Source organism: Qipengyuania sp. GPGPB31 (assembly GCF_038396345.1).
In the GTDB taxonomy this organism is placed as follows: Bacteria; Pseudomonadota; Alphaproteobacteria; order Sphingomonadales; family Sphingomonadaceae; genus Qipengyuania; species Qipengyuania citrea.
Genome location: NZ_CP149572.1, coordinates 1,281,158 through 1,297,992, shown reverse-complemented (window position 1 = coordinate 1,297,992; position 16,835 = coordinate 1,281,158). Strand labels below are relative to the sequence as shown.

The 16,835-nt window shown below is 65.5% G+C and carries 14 protein-coding genes, 1 tRNA gene and 1 pseudogene; 7 read left to right on the top strand and 9 right to left on the bottom strand.

The genetic code is table 11. The features are described 5' to 3' along the window. Positions 1-46 precede the first annotated feature (46 nt). Positions 47-1,572: pseudogene (locus WKH79_RS06645) on the bottom strand (CpaF family protein). A 256-nt stretch (positions 1,573-1,828) separates the two neighbouring features. Between WKH79_RS06645 and glmS the strand changes: the two are divergent. Continuing rightward, the gene (gene glmS, locus WKH79_RS06640) at positions 1,829-3,652 is read left to right on the top strand and encodes a glutamine--fructose-6-phosphate transaminase (isomerizing) (RefSeq protein WP_341859993.1); all 1,824 of its coding nucleotides are present in this window, start codon (positions 1,829-1,831) and stop codon (positions 3,650-3,652) included. 79 nt (positions 3,653-3,731) lie between these two features. Beyond that, positions 3,732-6,098: an EAL domain-containing protein gene (locus WKH79_RS06635; RefSeq protein ID WP_341859992.1), complete on the top strand. Its 2,367-nt coding sequence runs from the start codon at positions 3,732-3,734 to the stop codon at positions 6,096-6,098. Here WKH79_RS06635 and purQ read toward each other — a convergent pair whose 3' ends face one another. After that, complete coding sequence (gene purQ / locus WKH79_RS06630; RefSeq protein WP_341860097.1) at positions 6,099-6,770, bottom strand: phosphoribosylformylglycinamidine synthase subunit PurQ; 672 nt, start codon at positions 6,768-6,770, stop codon at positions 6,099-6,101. A 5-nt stretch (positions 6,771-6,775) separates the two neighbouring features. After that, positions 6,776-7,009 (bottom strand): phosphoribosylformylglycinamidine synthase subunit PurS, encoded by a 234-nt coding sequence (gene purS / locus WKH79_RS06625; RefSeq protein ID WP_320180622.1) that lies wholly within the window; start codon positions 7,007-7,009, stop codon positions 6,776-6,778. Between the two features lie 265 nt (positions 7,010-7,274). On the opposite strand from purS, the gene WKH79_RS06620 reads away from it, so the two are divergent. Further along, positions 7,275-7,817 carry a TonB-dependent receptor plug domain-containing protein gene (locus WKH79_RS06620; RefSeq protein ID WP_341859991.1) on the top strand — a complete coding sequence of 181 codons (543 nt, stop codon included), beginning with the start codon at positions 7,275-7,277 and terminating at the stop codon, positions 7,815-7,817. Beyond that, entirely contained in the window at positions 7,735-9,507 is a 1,773-nt protein-coding gene (locus tag WKH79_RS06615) for a TonB-dependent receptor (RefSeq protein ID WP_341859990.1), read from the top strand. Before WKH79_RS06620 ends, WKH79_RS06615 begins: the two co-directional genes overlap by 83 nt. Before the next feature lie 107 nt (positions 9,508-9,614). Here WKH79_RS06615 and purC read toward each other — a convergent pair whose 3' ends face one another. Next, complete coding sequence (purC, locus tag WKH79_RS06610) at positions 9,615-10,418, bottom strand: phosphoribosylaminoimidazolesuccinocarboxamide synthase (RefSeq protein ID WP_050599882.1); 804 nt, start codon at positions 10,416-10,418, stop codon at positions 9,615-9,617. 149 nt (positions 10,419-10,567) lie between these two features. On the opposite strand from purC, the gene WKH79_RS06605 reads away from it, so the two are divergent. The 3 genes from WKH79_RS06605 to WKH79_RS06595 are packed head-to-tail and all read left to right on the top strand — an operon-like array spanning position 10,568 to position 13,583. Continuing rightward, positions 10,568-11,713 carry an 8-amino-7-oxononanoate synthase gene (locus WKH79_RS06605; protein WP_341859989.1) on the top strand — a complete coding sequence of 382 codons (1,146 nt, stop codon included), beginning with the start codon at positions 10,568-10,570 and terminating at the stop codon, positions 11,711-11,713. Continuing rightward, positions 11,710-12,330 (top strand): dethiobiotin synthase, encoded by a 621-nt coding sequence (gene bioD / locus WKH79_RS06600; RefSeq protein ID WP_341859988.1) that lies wholly within the window; start codon positions 11,710-11,712, stop codon positions 12,328-12,330. The genes WKH79_RS06605 and bioD overlap by 4 nt, the downstream gene beginning before the upstream one ends. Continuing rightward, entirely contained in the window at positions 12,327-13,583 is a 1,257-nt protein-coding gene (locus tag WKH79_RS06595; RefSeq protein WP_341859987.1) for an adenosylmethionine--8-amino-7-oxononanoate transaminase, read from the top strand. Before bioD ends, WKH79_RS06595 begins: the two co-directional genes overlap by 4 nt. Here WKH79_RS06595 and WKH79_RS06590 read toward each other — a convergent pair. From WKH79_RS06590 to WKH79_RS06570, 5 genes are all read right to left on the bottom strand, one after another. Next, positions 13,580-14,896 (bottom strand): sodium:proton antiporter, encoded by a 1,317-nt coding sequence (locus WKH79_RS06590; protein ID WP_341859986.1) that lies wholly within the window; start codon positions 14,894-14,896, stop codon positions 13,580-13,582. The genes WKH79_RS06595 and WKH79_RS06590 overlap by 4 nt on opposite strands. Before the next feature lie 50 nt (positions 14,897-14,946). Next, positions 14,947-15,021, bottom strand: a tRNA-Phe gene (locus tag WKH79_RS06585). A gap of 90 nt (positions 15,022-15,111) precedes the next feature. Further along, on the bottom strand, positions 15,112-15,300 hold the full coding sequence (yacG, locus tag WKH79_RS06580; protein ID WP_341859985.1) for a DNA gyrase inhibitor YacG: 189 nt from the start codon (positions 15,298-15,300) through the stop codon (positions 15,112-15,114). Beyond that, on the bottom strand, positions 15,290-16,261 hold the full coding sequence (locus WKH79_RS06575) for a ribonuclease E/G (protein ID WP_341859984.1): 972 nt from the start codon (positions 16,259-16,261) through the stop codon (positions 15,290-15,292). Before WKH79_RS06575 ends, yacG begins: the two co-directional genes overlap by 11 nt. Next, positions 16,254-16,829 (bottom strand): Maf family nucleotide pyrophosphatase, encoded by a 576-nt coding sequence (locus WKH79_RS06570; protein ID WP_050599788.1) that lies wholly within the window; start codon positions 16,827-16,829, stop codon positions 16,254-16,256. The genes WKH79_RS06575 and WKH79_RS06570 overlap by 8 nt, the downstream gene beginning before the upstream one ends. Between the last annotated feature and the right edge of the window lie 6 nt (positions 16,830-16,835).

Below are 16,835 nucleotides of genomic sequence, written 5' to 3'. Positions count from 1 at the left end.
GGCGTCACCTTCGCGGCCGAAGGCGCTCGGCGATTCCCGAAGTTCCCTAGAGGCACGCCTCGAGATAGGCCTGGTCGAAGCCGAACTGGCGCGCTTTTTCGAGCGTATAGGGGCGCAGGCCCGACGAGCGGTATTCGCCCATGATCTTGCCGTCTTCGCCCTCGTCCAGATATTCGAACTTGAACAGTTCCTGCGTCACGATCACGTCGCCTTCCATCCCGATGACCTCGGTGATGTTGGTGGTGCGGCGCGAACCGTCGCGCAGGCGCTTGACCTGGACGATGATATCGACGCTTTCGGCGATCTGGCGGCTGATGGCTTCCTTGGGAATCTTGATGTCGCCCATCAGGATCATGTTTTCCATACGGCCAAGGCATTCGCGCGGGCTGTTGGCGTGCAGCGTACACATCGAACCGTCGTGGCCCGTGTTCATCGCGGCGAGCAGGTCGAAACATTCCGCGCCGCGAATTTCGCCCAGGATGATGCGGTCGGGCCGCATGCGCAGCGCGTTCTTGACGAGATCGCCGATGGTTATCGCGCCTTGGCCTTCGAGGTTGGGGGGCGCGTTTCGAGCGGCAGCCAGTGCGGCTGTTGCAGGCGGAGTTCGGCGGCGTCTTCGATAGTCAGCACGCGCTCGCCCGGGTCGATCATCTTCGACAGCGCGTTGAGCATGGTCGTCTTACCCGAACCGGTACCGCCCGAGATGACGATGTTCATCCGGCATGCGCCCGCGATCTTCAGCGCGGTGCACATCTTTTCCGACATCGAACCGAATTCCTTGAGCATGTCGAGGGTGATCGGTTTCTCGGAGAACTTACGAATGGAGATCGCAGTGCCGCGCAGTGACAGCGGCGGAACGATCACGTTCACACGCGAACCGTCTTTGAGGCGGGCATCGGCAAGCGGTGTGGTCTGGTCGACGCGGCGGCCAACCTGGTTGACGATGCGCTGCGCGATCTGGAACAGATGCGTCTCGTCGCGGAACTTGATCGGCGCGATGACGAGCTTGCCGTTCTTCTCGATATAGGTCTGGTCGGGGCCGTTGACCATGATGTCCGAGACATCGGGATCGTTGAGCAATTCCTCCAGCGGGCCGAAACCGAGCAATTCGTCGACCAGCACCTTCTCGAGCGCGAACTGCTCGCGCCGGTTCAGCGTGACCTTCAATTCGGCCAGCACTTCCATGATGATCGGGCGGAATTCCTCCGACAGTTCATCCTTGGTCAGCGTGGCGGCCGCTTCGGGATCCACGCGTTCGAGCAGACGCGGGAGCACCTGCTCCTTGATCTTGTGGACGCTGGCTTCGAAACCGCCGACTTCGCTCTGGCCCGAATGGGTCGTGTTCATCCGCTCCGCGAGGCGCGACATCGCATCGCCGTTCGCGGAGGCGGGTGCCGCGGCTTCGGGCGCGTCGGTCGGCAGCGGCGGAAACTGTTCGCCGCCATCGTCGGGTTCGGGCGATTTCGGGGACGGCGTCGGAGTGCCGCCGCGCATGGGCTTGGCGACTCCGAATTGCGGACGTGCACCGGCATTGATCCCTGCCGGCCCGTTTTTCCGTCCGAATGCGCTCATTGCCGAAAACCCCCGAGGAAATACTTGATTGGTTGGGTGAACCTTGTCCGGATATGACAAAGCTCGTCTCTCGAAACAGGGTAAATAGGCTGGAAACCTTGATTAAACGCTAATGCCCGGCGGCGCATGCGCGCCATGCCCAAAGCGCGGCGAAAACGCGCGTTTCGCCCGGATGGGCGTGGCCGAACGCGGAAAGATTGATTGCTGGACGAGAACCGCTAAGTCTCGCCGCAAGCAAGTGCGGAGAATTGAGTTAATGTGCGGAATTATCGGTATCGTCAGTTCGGAGCCGGTCGCCGACCGGCTGGTCGACGGCCTGCGCCGCATGGAATACCGCGGCTATGACAGCGCCGGCGTGTGTACGCTCGACGATGGCAAGCTGATCCGCCGCCGCGCGGAAGGCAAGCTGAACAACCTCGTCGCCGAACTCGCTGCCAATCCCGCCCCTGGCGACATGGGGATCGCGCATACGCGCTGGGCCACGCATGGCGCTCCGACTGCGCAGAACGCACACCCGCATGCAACCGATCGCGTCGCGCTGGTGCACAACGGGATCATCGAGAACTTCAAGGAACTGCGCGCCGAATTGCAGGCAGACGGCCGGACGCTGGAAAGCGACACCGACAGCGAGGTGGTGGTCCATCTCGTCTCGCGCGAAATCGAGAACGGCAGCAGCCCGCGCGAGGCCGTGGCGCAGGTCCTGCCGCGCCTGCGCGGCGCCTTCGCGCTGGCGATCGCCTTTCGCGACCATCCCGGCATGCTGATCGGCGCCCGCCGCGGGTCACCGCTGGTGGTCGGCTATGGCGACGGCGAAACCTATATCGGTTCCGACGCGCTGGCGCTGGCGCCGCTAACGCAGCAGATCAGCTATCTCGAGGAAGGCGACTGGGTGGTCGTCACCCGCGAAGCCGCTGAAATCCACGATGCCGAAAACCAGCCGGTCGAACGCGAGATCCAGACCTCGGGCGCCTCGGCCGCAGCTGTCGAGAAGGGCAATTACCGCCACTTCATGCAGAAGGAGATCTTCGAGCAGCCGACCGTGGTCGCGCAGACGCTCGGATCCTACCTGCGCCAGTCGGACAATTCGGTCGCGCTGCCACAGTTCGATTTCGACCTGTCGCAGATCAAGCGCGTCACCATCGTGGCCTGCGGCACGTCCTTCTATGCCGGAATGGTCGCCAAATACTGGTTCGAGCAATTCGCGCGTGTCCCTGTGGACATCGATGTCGCCTCCGAATTCCGCTATCGCGAACCGGTCCTCGAAGAAGGCGGTCTGGCGCTGTTCATCTCGCAAAGCGGCGAAACCGCCGATACGCTGGCGGCGCTGCGGCACTGCAAGGAGAACGGCCAGACCATCGCGGTAATCGTCAACGTACCCACCAGTTCGATGGCGCGCGAGGCGGACCTGCTGCTGCCGACGCATGCCGGGCCCGAAATCGGCGTTGCCTCGACCAAGGCTTTCAGTTGCCAGCTGGCGGTGCTAGCCGCCCTGGCGGCGCATATGGCGGTCACCAAGGGGCTGATGAGCCGCGAGGAAGAGCAGGAGGTGGTCGGCCACCTGCTCGAAGCCCCCGCCGCGCTCAACGCCGCGCTCGATCACGATGACGATATCGCCAGCATGGCGCATCTGATCGCGCCGGCCCGCGACGTGCTCTATCTGGGGCGCGGACCCGACTATGCGCTTGCTTTGGAAGGTGCGCTGAAGCTCAAGGAAATCAGCTATATCCATGCCGAAGGCTATGCCAGTGGCGAGATGAAGCACGGGCCGATCGCGCTGATCGACGACAAGGTGCCGGTAATCGTTCTGGCACCGTCCGGGCCCCTGTTCGAAAAGACTGTTTCGAACATGGAAGAAGTGCGCGCGCGCGGCGGGCAGGTGGTGCTGATTTCCGACGCCGATGGGCTCGAGCAGGCGGGCGAGGGATGCCTCGCCACGATCGAGATGCCCAAGGTCCATCCGCTGATCGCGCCGCTGGTCTATACGATCCCGGTGCAATTGCTTGCCTATCACGTCGCCTGCGTCAAAGGTACGGATGTCGATCAGCCGCGCAATCTGGCGAAGTCGGTAACCGTCGAATAGGCCCGGCAATTCGCTGTCTGCGCGGATTTCGCTAGAGGCCTTTACCGGGAGCTAAGACTTTCCCGTTAACCGTGCTGCGGTGACCGACCAGGCAACAACACAGAAAGCAAAAGCGGCGTCGCTGTCGATCAGGCAAGCCATCGGGTTCGAAACGCCCGAGGGCACCAACTGGTCGCTGGTTCACGGCCAGCAATATGCCGTCCTCAAGGACCGCGTTGGCGCGCGGGTGCTGCTGCACCTGGTCAGCTTCGCGCTCGTCGTGTTTACCGTTTATCAGACCGTCCCGGTTGCCGCGCTGGCAGCTTGGGGTCTGGGCCTGATCTCGGCGGTGCTCTATTCGGCGCGGGCCGATATTCGGCTGGGCGATGCCGACAGCCGTTCGATCTCGGTCACCGAAATGGAATCGCATGCGCTGACCACTGCCGCGAAGGGCGCGATGTGGTCGGTCGGTCTCATCCTGTGCGCGGTCTATGGCCAGCTCGGCGATACCCTGCTGGCCTGGACGATCGCGGCAATGCTGGTTCTGGCCAGCAGCGCCAGCCGCTATGGCGCGCCGCTCAGTTCGATAACCTTCGCGCTTGCGGCAGGTGTCGGCGGCCTCATCGCCAGCCTGATCGATTTCCACCCGATCCTTGCGACCGTGGTTGTCCTGTCCACGCTGCTCGCCGTGTTCGGCGTGATCGAAAGCGCGCGCGTATCGGTAGCGGTGCGGCTGGCAGAAGCGGCGATGCAGGAAAAGAGCGAAGTGGTCTCGATGCTGCTGCGCGAATTCGAGGAAGGTCAGGCCGACTGGCTGTGGCAGGTCGATACCGGCCGCCGGCTCAGGTCCGTCTCGCCGCGTTTTGCCTTTGCCCTCGGACGCGAGCCGGCGGAAATCGAAGGCGGATCGTTCCTCCAGCTGATTTCGGGCGATTGCTGGCAGACCGGACGCTTTCCGCAAAGCCTGCACGACCTTGCCGACAAGCTCAAACGGCGCCAGAACTTCTCCAATCTCGAAGTCAAGGTTACGATCGGCGGGCAGCAGCGCTGGTGGGAGCTTTCGGGCACGCCGATCGTCGACGACCGGGGCCGCTACCAGGGTTTCCGCGGTGTCGGGTCGGATATCACCGAACAGCGCGAATCGTCGGAAAAGATCGCCTACCTCGCGCGCTACGACACGCTGACGCACCTGCCCAATCGGCGGATGCTGAACGAGGCGCTGGGCGAAGCGCTCGAGCATGCGGCGGCATGGCGCTCGCGCTGCGCGCTGCTGATGATCGACCTCGACCGCTTCAAGGGCATCAACGATTCGCTCGGCCATCTGGTCGGCGACCGGATGCTGGCGGAAGTCGCGTCGCGGCTGAAAGCGCTGGTCCGCGACGGCGAAACCTGCGGCCGGCTAGGCGGCGATGAATTCGCCGTAGTCCTGCGCGAAACGAGCGACCGCAGCCGGATCGACACGCTGGCGCGCGAAATCATCCAGCGCCTGTCCGAACCCTACCAGATCGAAAACCACACGCTCTACGTCGGCGCCAGCGTCGGATCGGCGATCGGCCCGCGCGATGGCCGGACGGTGGAGGAATTGCTGCGCAACGCCGATCTCGCGCTGTACCGCGCAAAGGACGAAGGCGGCGGGGCTCACCGCGAATTCGAACCCGCGCTGCATGCGAATGCCGAAGAGCGACGCCTGCTCGAAAACTCGCTCCGCCATGCACTCGCACGCGACGAATTCATGCTGCATTACCAGCCGGTGGTCGATGCGACGACCGAGGAAGTGGTCAGCTTCGAAGCGCTCATCCGCTGGAACAGCCCCGAACACGGTTTCGTCAGCCCGGCCAAGTTCATTCCGCTGGCCGAAGATACCCGCCTGATCGTTCCGATCGGCAATTGGGTGATGGAACGCGCCTGCCTCGAAGCGGCCGAGAACTGGCCCGAACACATGCGGGTCAATGTCAATGTTTCACCCGAGCAATTGCTCGAAACCGATTTCGTCGGCTCGGTAGTACGCGCGCTGTCGCAAAGCGGGCTCAACGCCAAGCGGCTCGAGATCGAAGTCACCGAAAGCATCTTCCTGCGCGATGCCAGCATTGCGCGCGAGGCGCTGGAACGGTGCATGGCGCTGGGATGCTCGATCGCGCTCGACGATTTCGGCACCGGCTATTCCTCGCTCGGCTATCTGCGCCGGCTCAAGTTCTCGACCATCAAGGTCGACCGCTCGTTCGTGCAGGGGGCCGCGCAACAAAGCCCCGAATCGCTGGCGATCATCCGCGCGGTCGTCGCCATGGCGGACAGCCTCGGCATGACCACGACGGCGGAGGGCGTCGAGAACGACGAAGAAGCGCAGATGATCCGCGAACTGGGCTGCACCAAGATCCAGGGCTACCACTTCGGACGCCCGATGCCGGCCGGGGACGTGCTGGACGTTATGGCCCGCCAGACAGGAAGCCCGCGCGCCGAAAGCGCCTGATCAGGCGTCCGCGAGCGAGCGGAGCGCGTTTTCGAACAGCGCCAGCCCGTCGGTTCCGCCATGTGCCGGATCGACGGCGCGTTCGGGGTGCGGCATCATTCCCAGGACATTCCCCGCAGCATTGAGCACGCCGGCAATGTCGCGCCGCGAGCCGTTGCAGTTCTCGACATAGCGGAAGGCGACGCGACCTTCGCCTTCGAGCCGGTCGAGCGTATCCTCGTCAGCAAAGTAATTGCCGTCGTGATGCGCCACGGGAATGTCGATGGTCTGGCCGCTGGCAAAACCCGCGGTGAACAGGGAAGTGCTGTTCTCGACCGTCAGCGGGACGGTCCGGCAGATGAAGTTCTGGCTGGCATTGCGCATCAGCGCGCCGGGCAGCAGCCCCGCCTCGGTGAGCACCTGGAAGCCGTTGCACACGCCCAGCACGGGCACGCCGCGTTCGGCCTGCTGCTTGACTCCGCGCATGACCGGGCTGTTCGCCGCCATCGCGCCCGAACGCAGGTAGTCGCCATAGGAGAATCCGCCGGGCAGGGCGATGAAATCGAGCCGCTCGGGCAGTTCGGTATCGGCGTGCCAGACCCGCTGCGGGGCAGAGCCCGTAACTCGCTCGATCGCCACCGCCATGTCGCGGTCGCAATTGGAACCGGGGAAGGTGATGACGGCGGCGCGCAGAGCCATCAGCCGACCTTCTCGATGCGGTAGTTTTCGATCACCGTATTGGCGAGCAGCTTCTCGCACATATCGGTCAGCGCCGCGTCGCTCGTGCCATCGGCCACTTCGAGTTCGATCAGCCGGCCCACGCGAACATCGGCAACCCCGTCGAAACCAAGCCCTTCGAGGGCATGGTGGACGGCGCGGCCCTGCGGATCGAGGACGCCGGGCTTGAGCGAAACATGGACGCGGATCTTCATCGAGCAGGCCTTTCGTGTTGGCGCGCCTATGGCGCAGCACCCGCGCGCATTCAAGCCCGCGCGCATGCACAGCGGGGAAGGTTGCAAGGGTGGCATATGCGCGGCGGATTGTAGCGCGATTGCAACATTTGCAATCAATCTGCCGCAACCCTGAGCGTCGCACGCCAATTTCCTGCGCAACCTGCTATCGGATGCGCACGGCGATCGTGCCGCTTCCCTCCAAATGCCCGCCCCCATGTGCGCGCTCAAGCAGGAATTCCCCTACATGACCATTCGATCCACCGCTGCCCGTTTTCTCGGCGCCAGCACGCTCGCCTTCGCGGCGTTCGCTGCGCAACCCGCCCTCGCGCAGGATGTCGATGCCGCAACCTCCGGCACCGCAGAAGCCGGCGCGGGCCAGCTCAACACGATTATCGTGACCGCCAACCGGCGCGAGGAAAACCTGCAGGATGTCGCGGTTTCGGCGGCTACGCTCGATGCCGACACCGTGCGCACGATCTTCGATGCCGGTGCCGAAATCACCGCGCTGGCCGCGCGCGTGCCGGGTCTGTTCGTCGAAAGCTCGAACGGCCGCGCGGCCCCGCGCTTCTATATCCGAGGGCTCGGCAATACCGATTTCGATCTCGCCGCCTCGCAGCCGGTCTCGGTGGTGATGGACGATGTCGTGATGGAGAACGTCACGCTCAAATCCTTCCCGATCTTCGACGTCGAGCAGAATCGAAGTGTTGCGCGGCCCGCAGGGCACGCTGTTTGGCCGCAACACGCCCGCCGGCATCGTCAAGATCGATACGGTCAAGCCGGGCGATGAGTTCGCGGTCGACGGTTCGGTCAGCTACGGCAGCTTCAACAGCGTTTCGGCCGATGGCGGCGTCACGCTGCCGCTCGCACCCGGCGTGGTGTCGCTGCGCCTTTCGGGCCTGTGGCAACAGCGCGACAATTGGGTCGACAACGGTTTCACCGGCGAGGAAGACGTCTACGGCGCCTACAGCGAAGTGGCGGGCCGTGCGCAGCTGCTGATCACCCCCGGCGACCGTCTGTCGGTCCTCGGCAGCTACTCGGTTCGCGACCTCGATGGCCAGTCGACGCTGTTCCGCGCCAACATTCTCGGCCCCGGCGACAACGAGCTGAACGACAATTACGACCGCGACACGGTGTTCTACGATGCCGGCGGGCGCAACGATGCCGCCTACAAGGCCGAGATCGCGACTGCCAAGGTCGATTACGAAGCCGATTTCGCGACCTTCACCAGCATCACCAGCTGGGCCAACAGCGAAGGCCGCAGCCGCGGCGATATCGACGGGGGCAATCTCGTCACCGGTCCGGGCTTCATCCCGTTTCCCAGCGACACGCAGGATTCGATCGATCTCGAGCAGTTCACGCAGGAAGTCCGCATCGCGTCGGCTTCGAATGGCCCGGTGCAATGGCAGGTCGGCGGCTTCTATTTCGACAGCGAATTCGATGTCACCACGATCGGCTTCGACTTCCCGCCGCCCGTGACCGTCAACCACACCAACGAAAGCTGGGCGGTATTCGGCCAGGTCACGGGTGAGATTACCCCCGCGCTCAAGCTGACCGGCGGCCTGCGCTATACCGAGGACGAGAAGGCGTTCGCAGTGACGCAGACCTCATTCATCTCGGGCCCGGGTGCGCAGGAACGCAGCGTCAAGGACGAGCGCATCAGCTGGGACCTCGCCGCATTCTACGATGTCGGCGCCGACGCCAGCGTCTACGCGCGCGTGGCGAGCGGTTTCCGCGCGCCGACCATCCAGGGCCGCGACGTGGCCTTCGGTTCGCCGCCGTCGATCGCGACTTCGGAAAAGATCATGAGCTACGAAGCCGGGTTCAAGTCCGAATTGGCGGGCCGCAGCGTGCGTCTCAACGGCGCGGTCTATTACTACACCATCGACGATCCGCAGTTCACTGCGGTCGGCGGTGCGGGCAACCTCGTGCAGCTGGTCAATGCCGACCAGGGCCGCGGCTACGGTTTCGAACTGGACAGCGCCTTCCAGATCTCGCCTGATTTCCTCGTCACTGCAGGCGTCAGCTGGAACAACACCGAGATCCAGGACGATACGCTCGCCGTGGGCATCTGTTTCCAGTGCACCGTGACCGACCCGACCGTGGTCCTGTCGGGCAACACCCGCGCGCTGGTGGACGGCAACCCGTTCCCCAATGCGCCCGAATGGATCGCCGACGTGACCGCGCGCTACGGCGTTCCGGTGGGCAATGCGGGCGAGATCTTCGCCTTCACCGACTGGGCCTACCAGGGCAAGACGAACATCTTCATCTACGAAAGCGCCGAGTTCAACACCAACAACCAGATCGAGGGTGGGCTGCGTGTCGGCTATGCCAAGCTCGACGGGACCTTCGAAGTCGCCGCCTTCGTGCGCAACATTCTCGATGCCGACAATGTGAAGGGCGGCATCGACTTCAACAACAACACCGCCTTCGTCAACGATCCGCGCGTGTTCGGTATCTCGGCCCGCGTCAGCTACTGAGCGGGGAAGGAAGACCGACAGAAAAGGGCCGGGGGGAGCGATCCCTCCGGCCCTTTTTCTATGCCAATGTCGCGCCGCCCGGCTTGCGCCGGGTGCGGCTGACCGCGTTACTTCTTGGGCTTGGACGGCGTCCGCAGCCGGCCGCGATGCGCGCTCATGTCGAGCACTTCGCCCGGGCCGCTGTCTTCGTTCTGCAGCAGGCCGAGACGCCGCGCGACTTCCTGATAGGCTTCGCTTTCGCCGCCCATGTCGCGCCGGAAGCGGTCCTTGTCGAGCTTTTCGCCGGTGTTGATATCCCACAGGCGGCAGCCGTCGGGGCTGATCTCGTCGGCCAGGATGACGCGGCTGTAGTCCCCGTCCCAGATACGGCCGAATTCCAGCTTAAAATCCACGAGGCGGATATCGATCGCGCTGAACATGCCCGACAGGAAATCGTTGATGCGGATCGCCATGCTCGACATGTCCTGCAGCTCTTCATGGCTGCACCAGTTGAAGCAGGCGATTTCCTCTTCGGAGACCTTGGGATCGCCCAGCGAATCGTCCTTGAGGCAATATTCGATCAGCGTGTGCGGCAGCAGCTCGCCTTCCTCGATCCCGAGGCGCTTGCTCAGCGTTCCCGCAGCCACGTTGCGGACCACCACTTCCAGGGGGATGATCTCCACCTGGCGCACCAGCTGCTCGCGCATGTTGAGGCGGCGCATGAAATGCGTGGGGATGCCGATGTGCGACAGCCGCGTGAATACATATTCGCTGATGCGATTGTTAATCACGCCCTTGCCGTTGATAGTGCCCTTCTTCTCGGCGTTGAACGCAGTCGCGTCATCCTTGAAATACTGGATGATCGTGCCCGGTTCGGGGCCTTCGTAGAGGATCTTGGCCTTGCCTTCGTAGATCTGGCGCCGACGAGCCATGAATATGCGTTCCTTCACGCTGGAAAAGTCAGCGCCCCGGCGACGGAATCGACTGGCGATTGCGACTGCCGGGGCGTGTCGCGAGCCATACAGAAGCCGATTGACGAAAGCAATTGCAGGCGCGCGGCGGGGTGGTTAGCGCGCGCGGCATGGCTATGGGTCGCACCACCAACACCCCCCTTGCCGCGCAGGTCGACGATCTGACGGGTCTGGCGCGCGCGGCGCGGCTGCGCAGCCTGTCGCTTCCCGGCGGCGCCGATTTCTCGTCGAACGATTACCTCGCGCTGGCGGGCAGCGGGAGGCTCAAGAACGCCGTGATGGACGCGCTCGAGCGCGGCGTTCCCGTCGGTTCGGGCGGTTCGCGCCTGCTGCGCGGCAATCATCCCGAACACGAGGCGCTGGAGGCGGAGGCCGCCAGCTTCTTCGGCTGCGAAAGCGCGTTGTTCCTTGCCAATGGCTACGGCGCCAACAGCGTGCTGCTGTCGGCACTGCCCCAGCGCGGCGATGCGATCTTCCACGACGCGCTGGTCCATGCCAGCGCGCACGAAGGGATGCGCCTGTCGCGCGCCGAATGCATCGCGGTACCGCACAATGATGTCGGCGCCTTCGCCGAAGCGCTTGCGCACTGGCGGGCGGGCAATGCCGCGGGCCAGGCGTGGATCGCGGTCGAAACGCTCTACAGCATGGACGGCGATCGCGCACCGATTGCCGAACTTGCCGATCTGGCGGATCGCCATGGCGCGGTGCTGCTGGCGGACGATGCGCATGCCACCGGCGTGTTCGGCACTGGCGGCCGGGGGCTGGCAGCGCATATCGACGGGCGCGACAATGCGATCGTGCTGCGCACCTGCGGGAAGGCCCTGGGCAGCGAAGGCGCGCTGCTGTGCGGGCCGCGCGTAATGCGCGACCATGTGATCAATCGCGGGCGGGGCTTCATCTTCTCCACCGCACCATCGCCGCTGATGGCCGCCTGCGTGCGCGAGGCGCTGAGGATCGTGGAGGAGGAGCCGGATCGGCGTAAAGCGCTGCACGATCTGATCGGCTATGCGGCCCGCAAACTCGCGCCCTTAGGCGTCAGCGCAAGCGGATCGCAGATCATGCCGCTGGTGCTGGGTGACGAAGCACGGACTATGCAGATTGCCGGGGCGCTGCGCAGCGCGGGCTTCGATATCCGCGGCATTCGCCCGCCCACCGTTCCTGCGGGCAGCAGCCGCCTGCGCATCTCGCTCACTCTCAATATCGGCCGGCCGCAGATCGATGCGTTGGCCGACACGCTTTCGGAGATTCTCGCATGAGTGCATTCACCGTCACCGGAACCGATACCGACGTCGGCAAGACCGTCTTCGCTGCCGCGCTCACCGGCGCGCTGGACGCGCACTACTGGAAGCCGGTGCAGGCGGGGCTGGAAGAAGGCGGCGACCGGGCGCAGGTCGCAAAGCTTGCGGGAATGCCCGAAACCCGCTTGCTGCCCGAGGCCTATCGCCTGGCGACGCCCTGTTCGCCGCACCGCGCAGCCGAGATCGACGGGGTCGCCATCGATCCCGAGCGGCTGGCACTCCCCGCGCAGCGCCCGCTGGTAGTCGAGGGGGCCGGCGGCGCGCTGGTGCCGCTTGGCGGGGACTTGCTCTACGCTGACATGTTCGCGCGCTGGAGCCTGCCGGTGATCGTGGTCGCGCGGACCGCGCTCGGCACGATCAACCATTCGCTGCTGACGATCGAAGCGCTGCGCGCGCGCGGGGTGGCAATCCACGGCGTGGCCTTTGTCGGCGACGCGGTGGAAGACAGCGAGGCGACGATCTGTCGGCTCGGTGCGGTGAAGCGGCTCGGCCGCCTGCCGCTGCTCGGCACGCTCGACGCGGCGACGCTCGCCCAAGCCTTTACCGACAATTTTGACCTGGCGGATTTCGCATGACCCACTCGCCCGTATGGCATCCTTTCACGCAGCACGGGCTGGGCGATCCGGTTCCGCTGGTCACGCATGCCGAAGGCGCTGTGCTGCACACCGAAGACGGCCGCCGCGTGGTGGACGCGATTTCGAGCTGGTGGGTGACCACCCATGGCCATTGCCACCCGCGGATCATGGCGGCAATCGCCGACCAGGCGCAGCGGCTCGACCAGATGATCTTCGCCGGCTGGACGCACCAACCGGCAGAGGACCTCGCGCGTGAACTGTGCCGGATCCTGCCCGGCGAACTGACCCGCGTGTTCTTTTCCGACAGCGGTTCGACCGCGGTCGAGGTCGCGCTGAAGATGGCGCTCGGCTTCTGGACTCACCGCGGCGAGGACCGCAGCCGGATCGTGGTGATGGAGCACTCCTATCACGGCGATACGATCGGCGCGATGTCGGTGGGCGCGCGCGGGGTGTTCAACGCCGCCTATGCGCCGATGCTGTTCGATGTCGGGCGCGTGCCTTTTCCCGGGACCGATCCGCAACCCACCTACGATGCGCTCGAAACCGAATGCGCGGGCGGGGCGGCGGCGTTCATTGTCGAACCGCTGGTGCTGGGGGCGGGCGGCATGCTGATGTATCCGCCTGCGGTACTGGCCGAGATGCGCGCGATCTGCGCCCGCCACGGCACGCTGTTCATCGCCGACGAGGTGATGACCGCCTGGGGCCGCACCGGCACGCTGACCGCCTGCGAACAGGCCGATGTCGTGCCCGATATCATGTGCCTGTCCAAGGGGCTGACCGGCGGGGCGATGCCGCTGGCGGTGACCATGGCGAGCGAGCCGATCTGGGACGCGCATTATTCGACCGACCGCACGCGCACGTTCTACCATTCATCGAGCTATACCGCGAACCCGGTGGCCTGCGCGGCGGCCAATGCCAATCTCGCGATCTGGCGCGAGGAACCGGTGCCTGAGCGGATCGCGGCGCTGGCAGCGAAGCAGCAGGCGCATCTCGATGCGCTGGCAGATCACGCCATGGTGCGCAACGCGCGGCGCTGCGGCACGATTGCCGCGCTGGAACTGGGCGATCCGGGCGGCAGCTATCTGTCCGACCTCGGGCCGAAGCTGCTGCGCCGGTTCCGCGAAGCAGACCTGCTGCTGCGGCCGCTCGGCAACACCGTTTACGTCATGCCGCCCTATTGCATCGAAGACGATGACTTGGCGCGCATCTGGGCCGAGATCGGCACCGCAGCGGACGCCATCGCCGCCGACTAACGAACAGTCGGTTCGCGTGCGGGGGCAGCGTCTTCGACCGCGGGGGCGTGGTCGCGTTTCAGCTTCTCGATCAGCCGGCCCAGCGTGGCGCGCTGGACGAGGACGCTGAACAGCACCGCGGCGAAGGTCGCGGCAAGGATCAGGTCGCGCGTCTCGCCGGCGGGCAGCGACAGCGCCAGCGCGATCGAAATGCCGCCGCGCAGCCCGCCCCACCACAGCACGCGGCCTGCGCCCTTGTCCTGCAGCCGTGCAGCGGGGATCGCCTTGGTCGAGACAAAGATACCGACCCCGCGCGCGGCCAGTGTCAGCGGGATTGCGGCCAGCGCCAGCACCAGCTCGTCGAAACCCGCGACAAGCACAATCATTTCCAGCCCGATCAGCAGGAACAGCACCGAATTGAGCAATTCGTCGACCAGCTCCCAGAACTTGACGAGGTAATCGCGCGTCACGTCGCTCATCGCATAGGTAACGCCGTGGTTGCCGATCAGCAGGCCGGCTACCGCCATCGCCAGCGGGCCCGAGAGCGTCAAGTAGTTGCACAGCGCATAGCCGCCCATCACCACCGCCAGCGTGACCAGTACCTCGAGCGTGTATTCGTCCATCCCCGCCAGCGCGCGGTAGCCGACATAGCCCGCGACCAGCCCGACCACGATGCCGCCGCCCGCCTCGATCGCGAACAGCCGTGCGCCCTCGGCGAAGGAGAAGTCGTTCCCGCTCACCGCCGCGCCGAGCAGGATGATGAACACGACGATGCCGACGCCGTCATTGAACAGGCTTTCGCCCGCCACCGCGCTCTGCAGCGATTGCGGGACCTTCTCCTCGCGCAGCACGCCGAGCACCGAAACCGGGTCGGTCGGGGCGATCAGCGCGCCGAAGACGAAGTACCAGATCGGCGCAATCCCCAGCGCCAGCAGCATGCCGACACCCCACATGGCGAGCCCGACGAGCACGGTCGAAATCATCACGCCCACGGTGGAGAGCAGCAGCACCGGCAGCCACGCGACCTTGAGGCGGTCGAGATCGACATGCAGCGCGCCGGCAAACAGCAGGAAGCTGAGCATGCCCTGCAGCAGCGTCTCGGTGAAATTCATCTGCTGCAGCGTGTCGGCGACCCAGTCGTCGAGCGTCACGCCGGGAATGAAGGCATCGGCCACCGTCAGCCCGATTGCCCCCAGCGCGCCCATCACGGTCAGCCCGATGACATGCGGCAGCTTGAGGAAATGGTGGTTGAACCAGCCGAGCAGCGCGGAGGCGACCACGAGGATCGCGGCGATGTCGAAGGCGGAAAGCGCGGTGCTGGTGGTGTCATGCATCCCGGCTGACTAGCGCGGGCGGGGAAGCAGGGGAAGCTATCGGGGCGAAGTGGTGCCCAGGGGCGGAGTCGAACCACCGACACGACGATTTTCAGTCGTCTGCTCTACCACTGAGCTACCCGGGCACACTGCTTCGGCGGAGGGGCCTGAACAGCCCAGCGAGCAATGAGAGCGCGCCTATGGCGAAGCTGGCACGCCTTGGCAAGGGGGGAATTTCAGTCTTCCGAACCTTGCGTCACTGCAACCGCGATTTCTTCGGGCAGTGCGGGGCGGCCGGGCACGGAATATCCGTCGCCGAACCACTGCGACAGGTCGCGATCGCGGCAGCGCGCGGAACAGAACGGCGTGTGCTCCTCGCTGCGCGGTTTCTTGCAGATGGGGCAGGGGCGGGGTTTAGCCGTCATGCGCCACGATCTGGGCGGTGGCCGCCTCGATCGCAAGGCCCGGATCGATCTCTATCCGCACCCGGCGCGCGGTCCGCCGTTCTAGCTCCGCCAGCCACTCGGCCTTAAGCTTCGCTCTTACCGCGGGATGGACGGTGAGCAGCGTCGCGCCCGGCCCTTCGACCAGTTCGGCGCGTCGCAACGCCATGCGCGCCGCCGCCCCGATTCGCGCGGTGGCAAAGCGGTGCAGCAGCGAGGGCCCGTCGAGCCGCGCCACGATATGGACGAAACCGAAGCCGTTCATCGCGGTCCGTTCGTGCGGCCATCCGCCCAGCGCGGCATCGAGCGCGGCATCCACGGCCTTGCGATCGGCCTTTGTTGCCAGCGTGGGAAAGTCGATCCCGATCGAACCGCCGAGGTCGAACAGGCGCAGCCAGCGCCCGATTTCGGGCACCGCCGCCAGGGCCAGTTCGCGCGGCGGGCGGTCGCCGTCGATATCGATCAGCGTCATAGCGGGCGTCACGCTGAACAGCAGCGCGCCGCCGGCGAACGCGACCTCGCCCGCAGACGCAGTGTGCCATACCTCTTCCCACGCGCCAGCAGGCAGCCGGCGGACCGTATCGCCCATCGCGAAAACATCGTCCGCCTGTTGCGACGGGCTGTTGTCCGTGTCCTCGACCACCCGCGCCTGCGCACGCTTGAACCGTCCGCGTTCGGCGATCGCCGCGCGCGTGACGACCAGCGGCACCGCCGCGCCTTCGTTGCAATGGGCGGGAATGCGGTCGACCATGAGCTCGGTACCATTGGCCATCCGCGCGAGGCCGCGGCTGCGGCCGGCGGGCTTGGATACCAGCACTGCCTGTGCCCGGCTGCCGACCGGCAAATCGCCCGGCCAGCGCAGCCTGGCGGCGAGGATGTCGTCGCCTTCGACCAGCAGGGCACGGCTTTCGCCGATGCCATGCTCGACCAGCCAGTCAGGCAAGGTCGAACCCGGCGGATTTGAGCAGCGTGCGCGTTTCGTAGAGCGGCAGGCCGACCACGCCCGAATGGCTGCCCTGGATCCGGCGGATCAGCCCTTCGGCGATCCCCTGGATGGCATAGCCGCCCGCCTTGCCTTCCCACTCGCCGCTGGCGAGATAGGCGTCGATCTCGTCGGTCGAGAGGCGCTTGAAGATCACCACCGTCTCGCTCAGCCGTTCGCGCAGCCTGCCGTCGGGGGCGCGCAGCGCGATCGCGGACAGCACGCGGTGGCGGCGGCCCGACAGCAGTTCGAGACAGCGCCGCGCGGTCGCTTCGTCCTCGGCCTTGGGCAGGATCCGCCGACCGGCGCAGACCACCGTATCCCCGGCCAGGACATGGCCATCGTCCGAGGCCGCAGCTGCGGCCTTTTCGCGGGCCATGCGGGTGGCATAGTCGCGCGGCAGTTCGCCAGCGAGCGGGGTTTCATCGATATCGGCAGGATTGATCGCAGCCGGCTCCACGCCGAGGCGCGCGATGAGTTCGCGCCTGCGGGGACTGGCCGATGCGAGGATGAGTGTGGGCTGGCCCACGTGCCG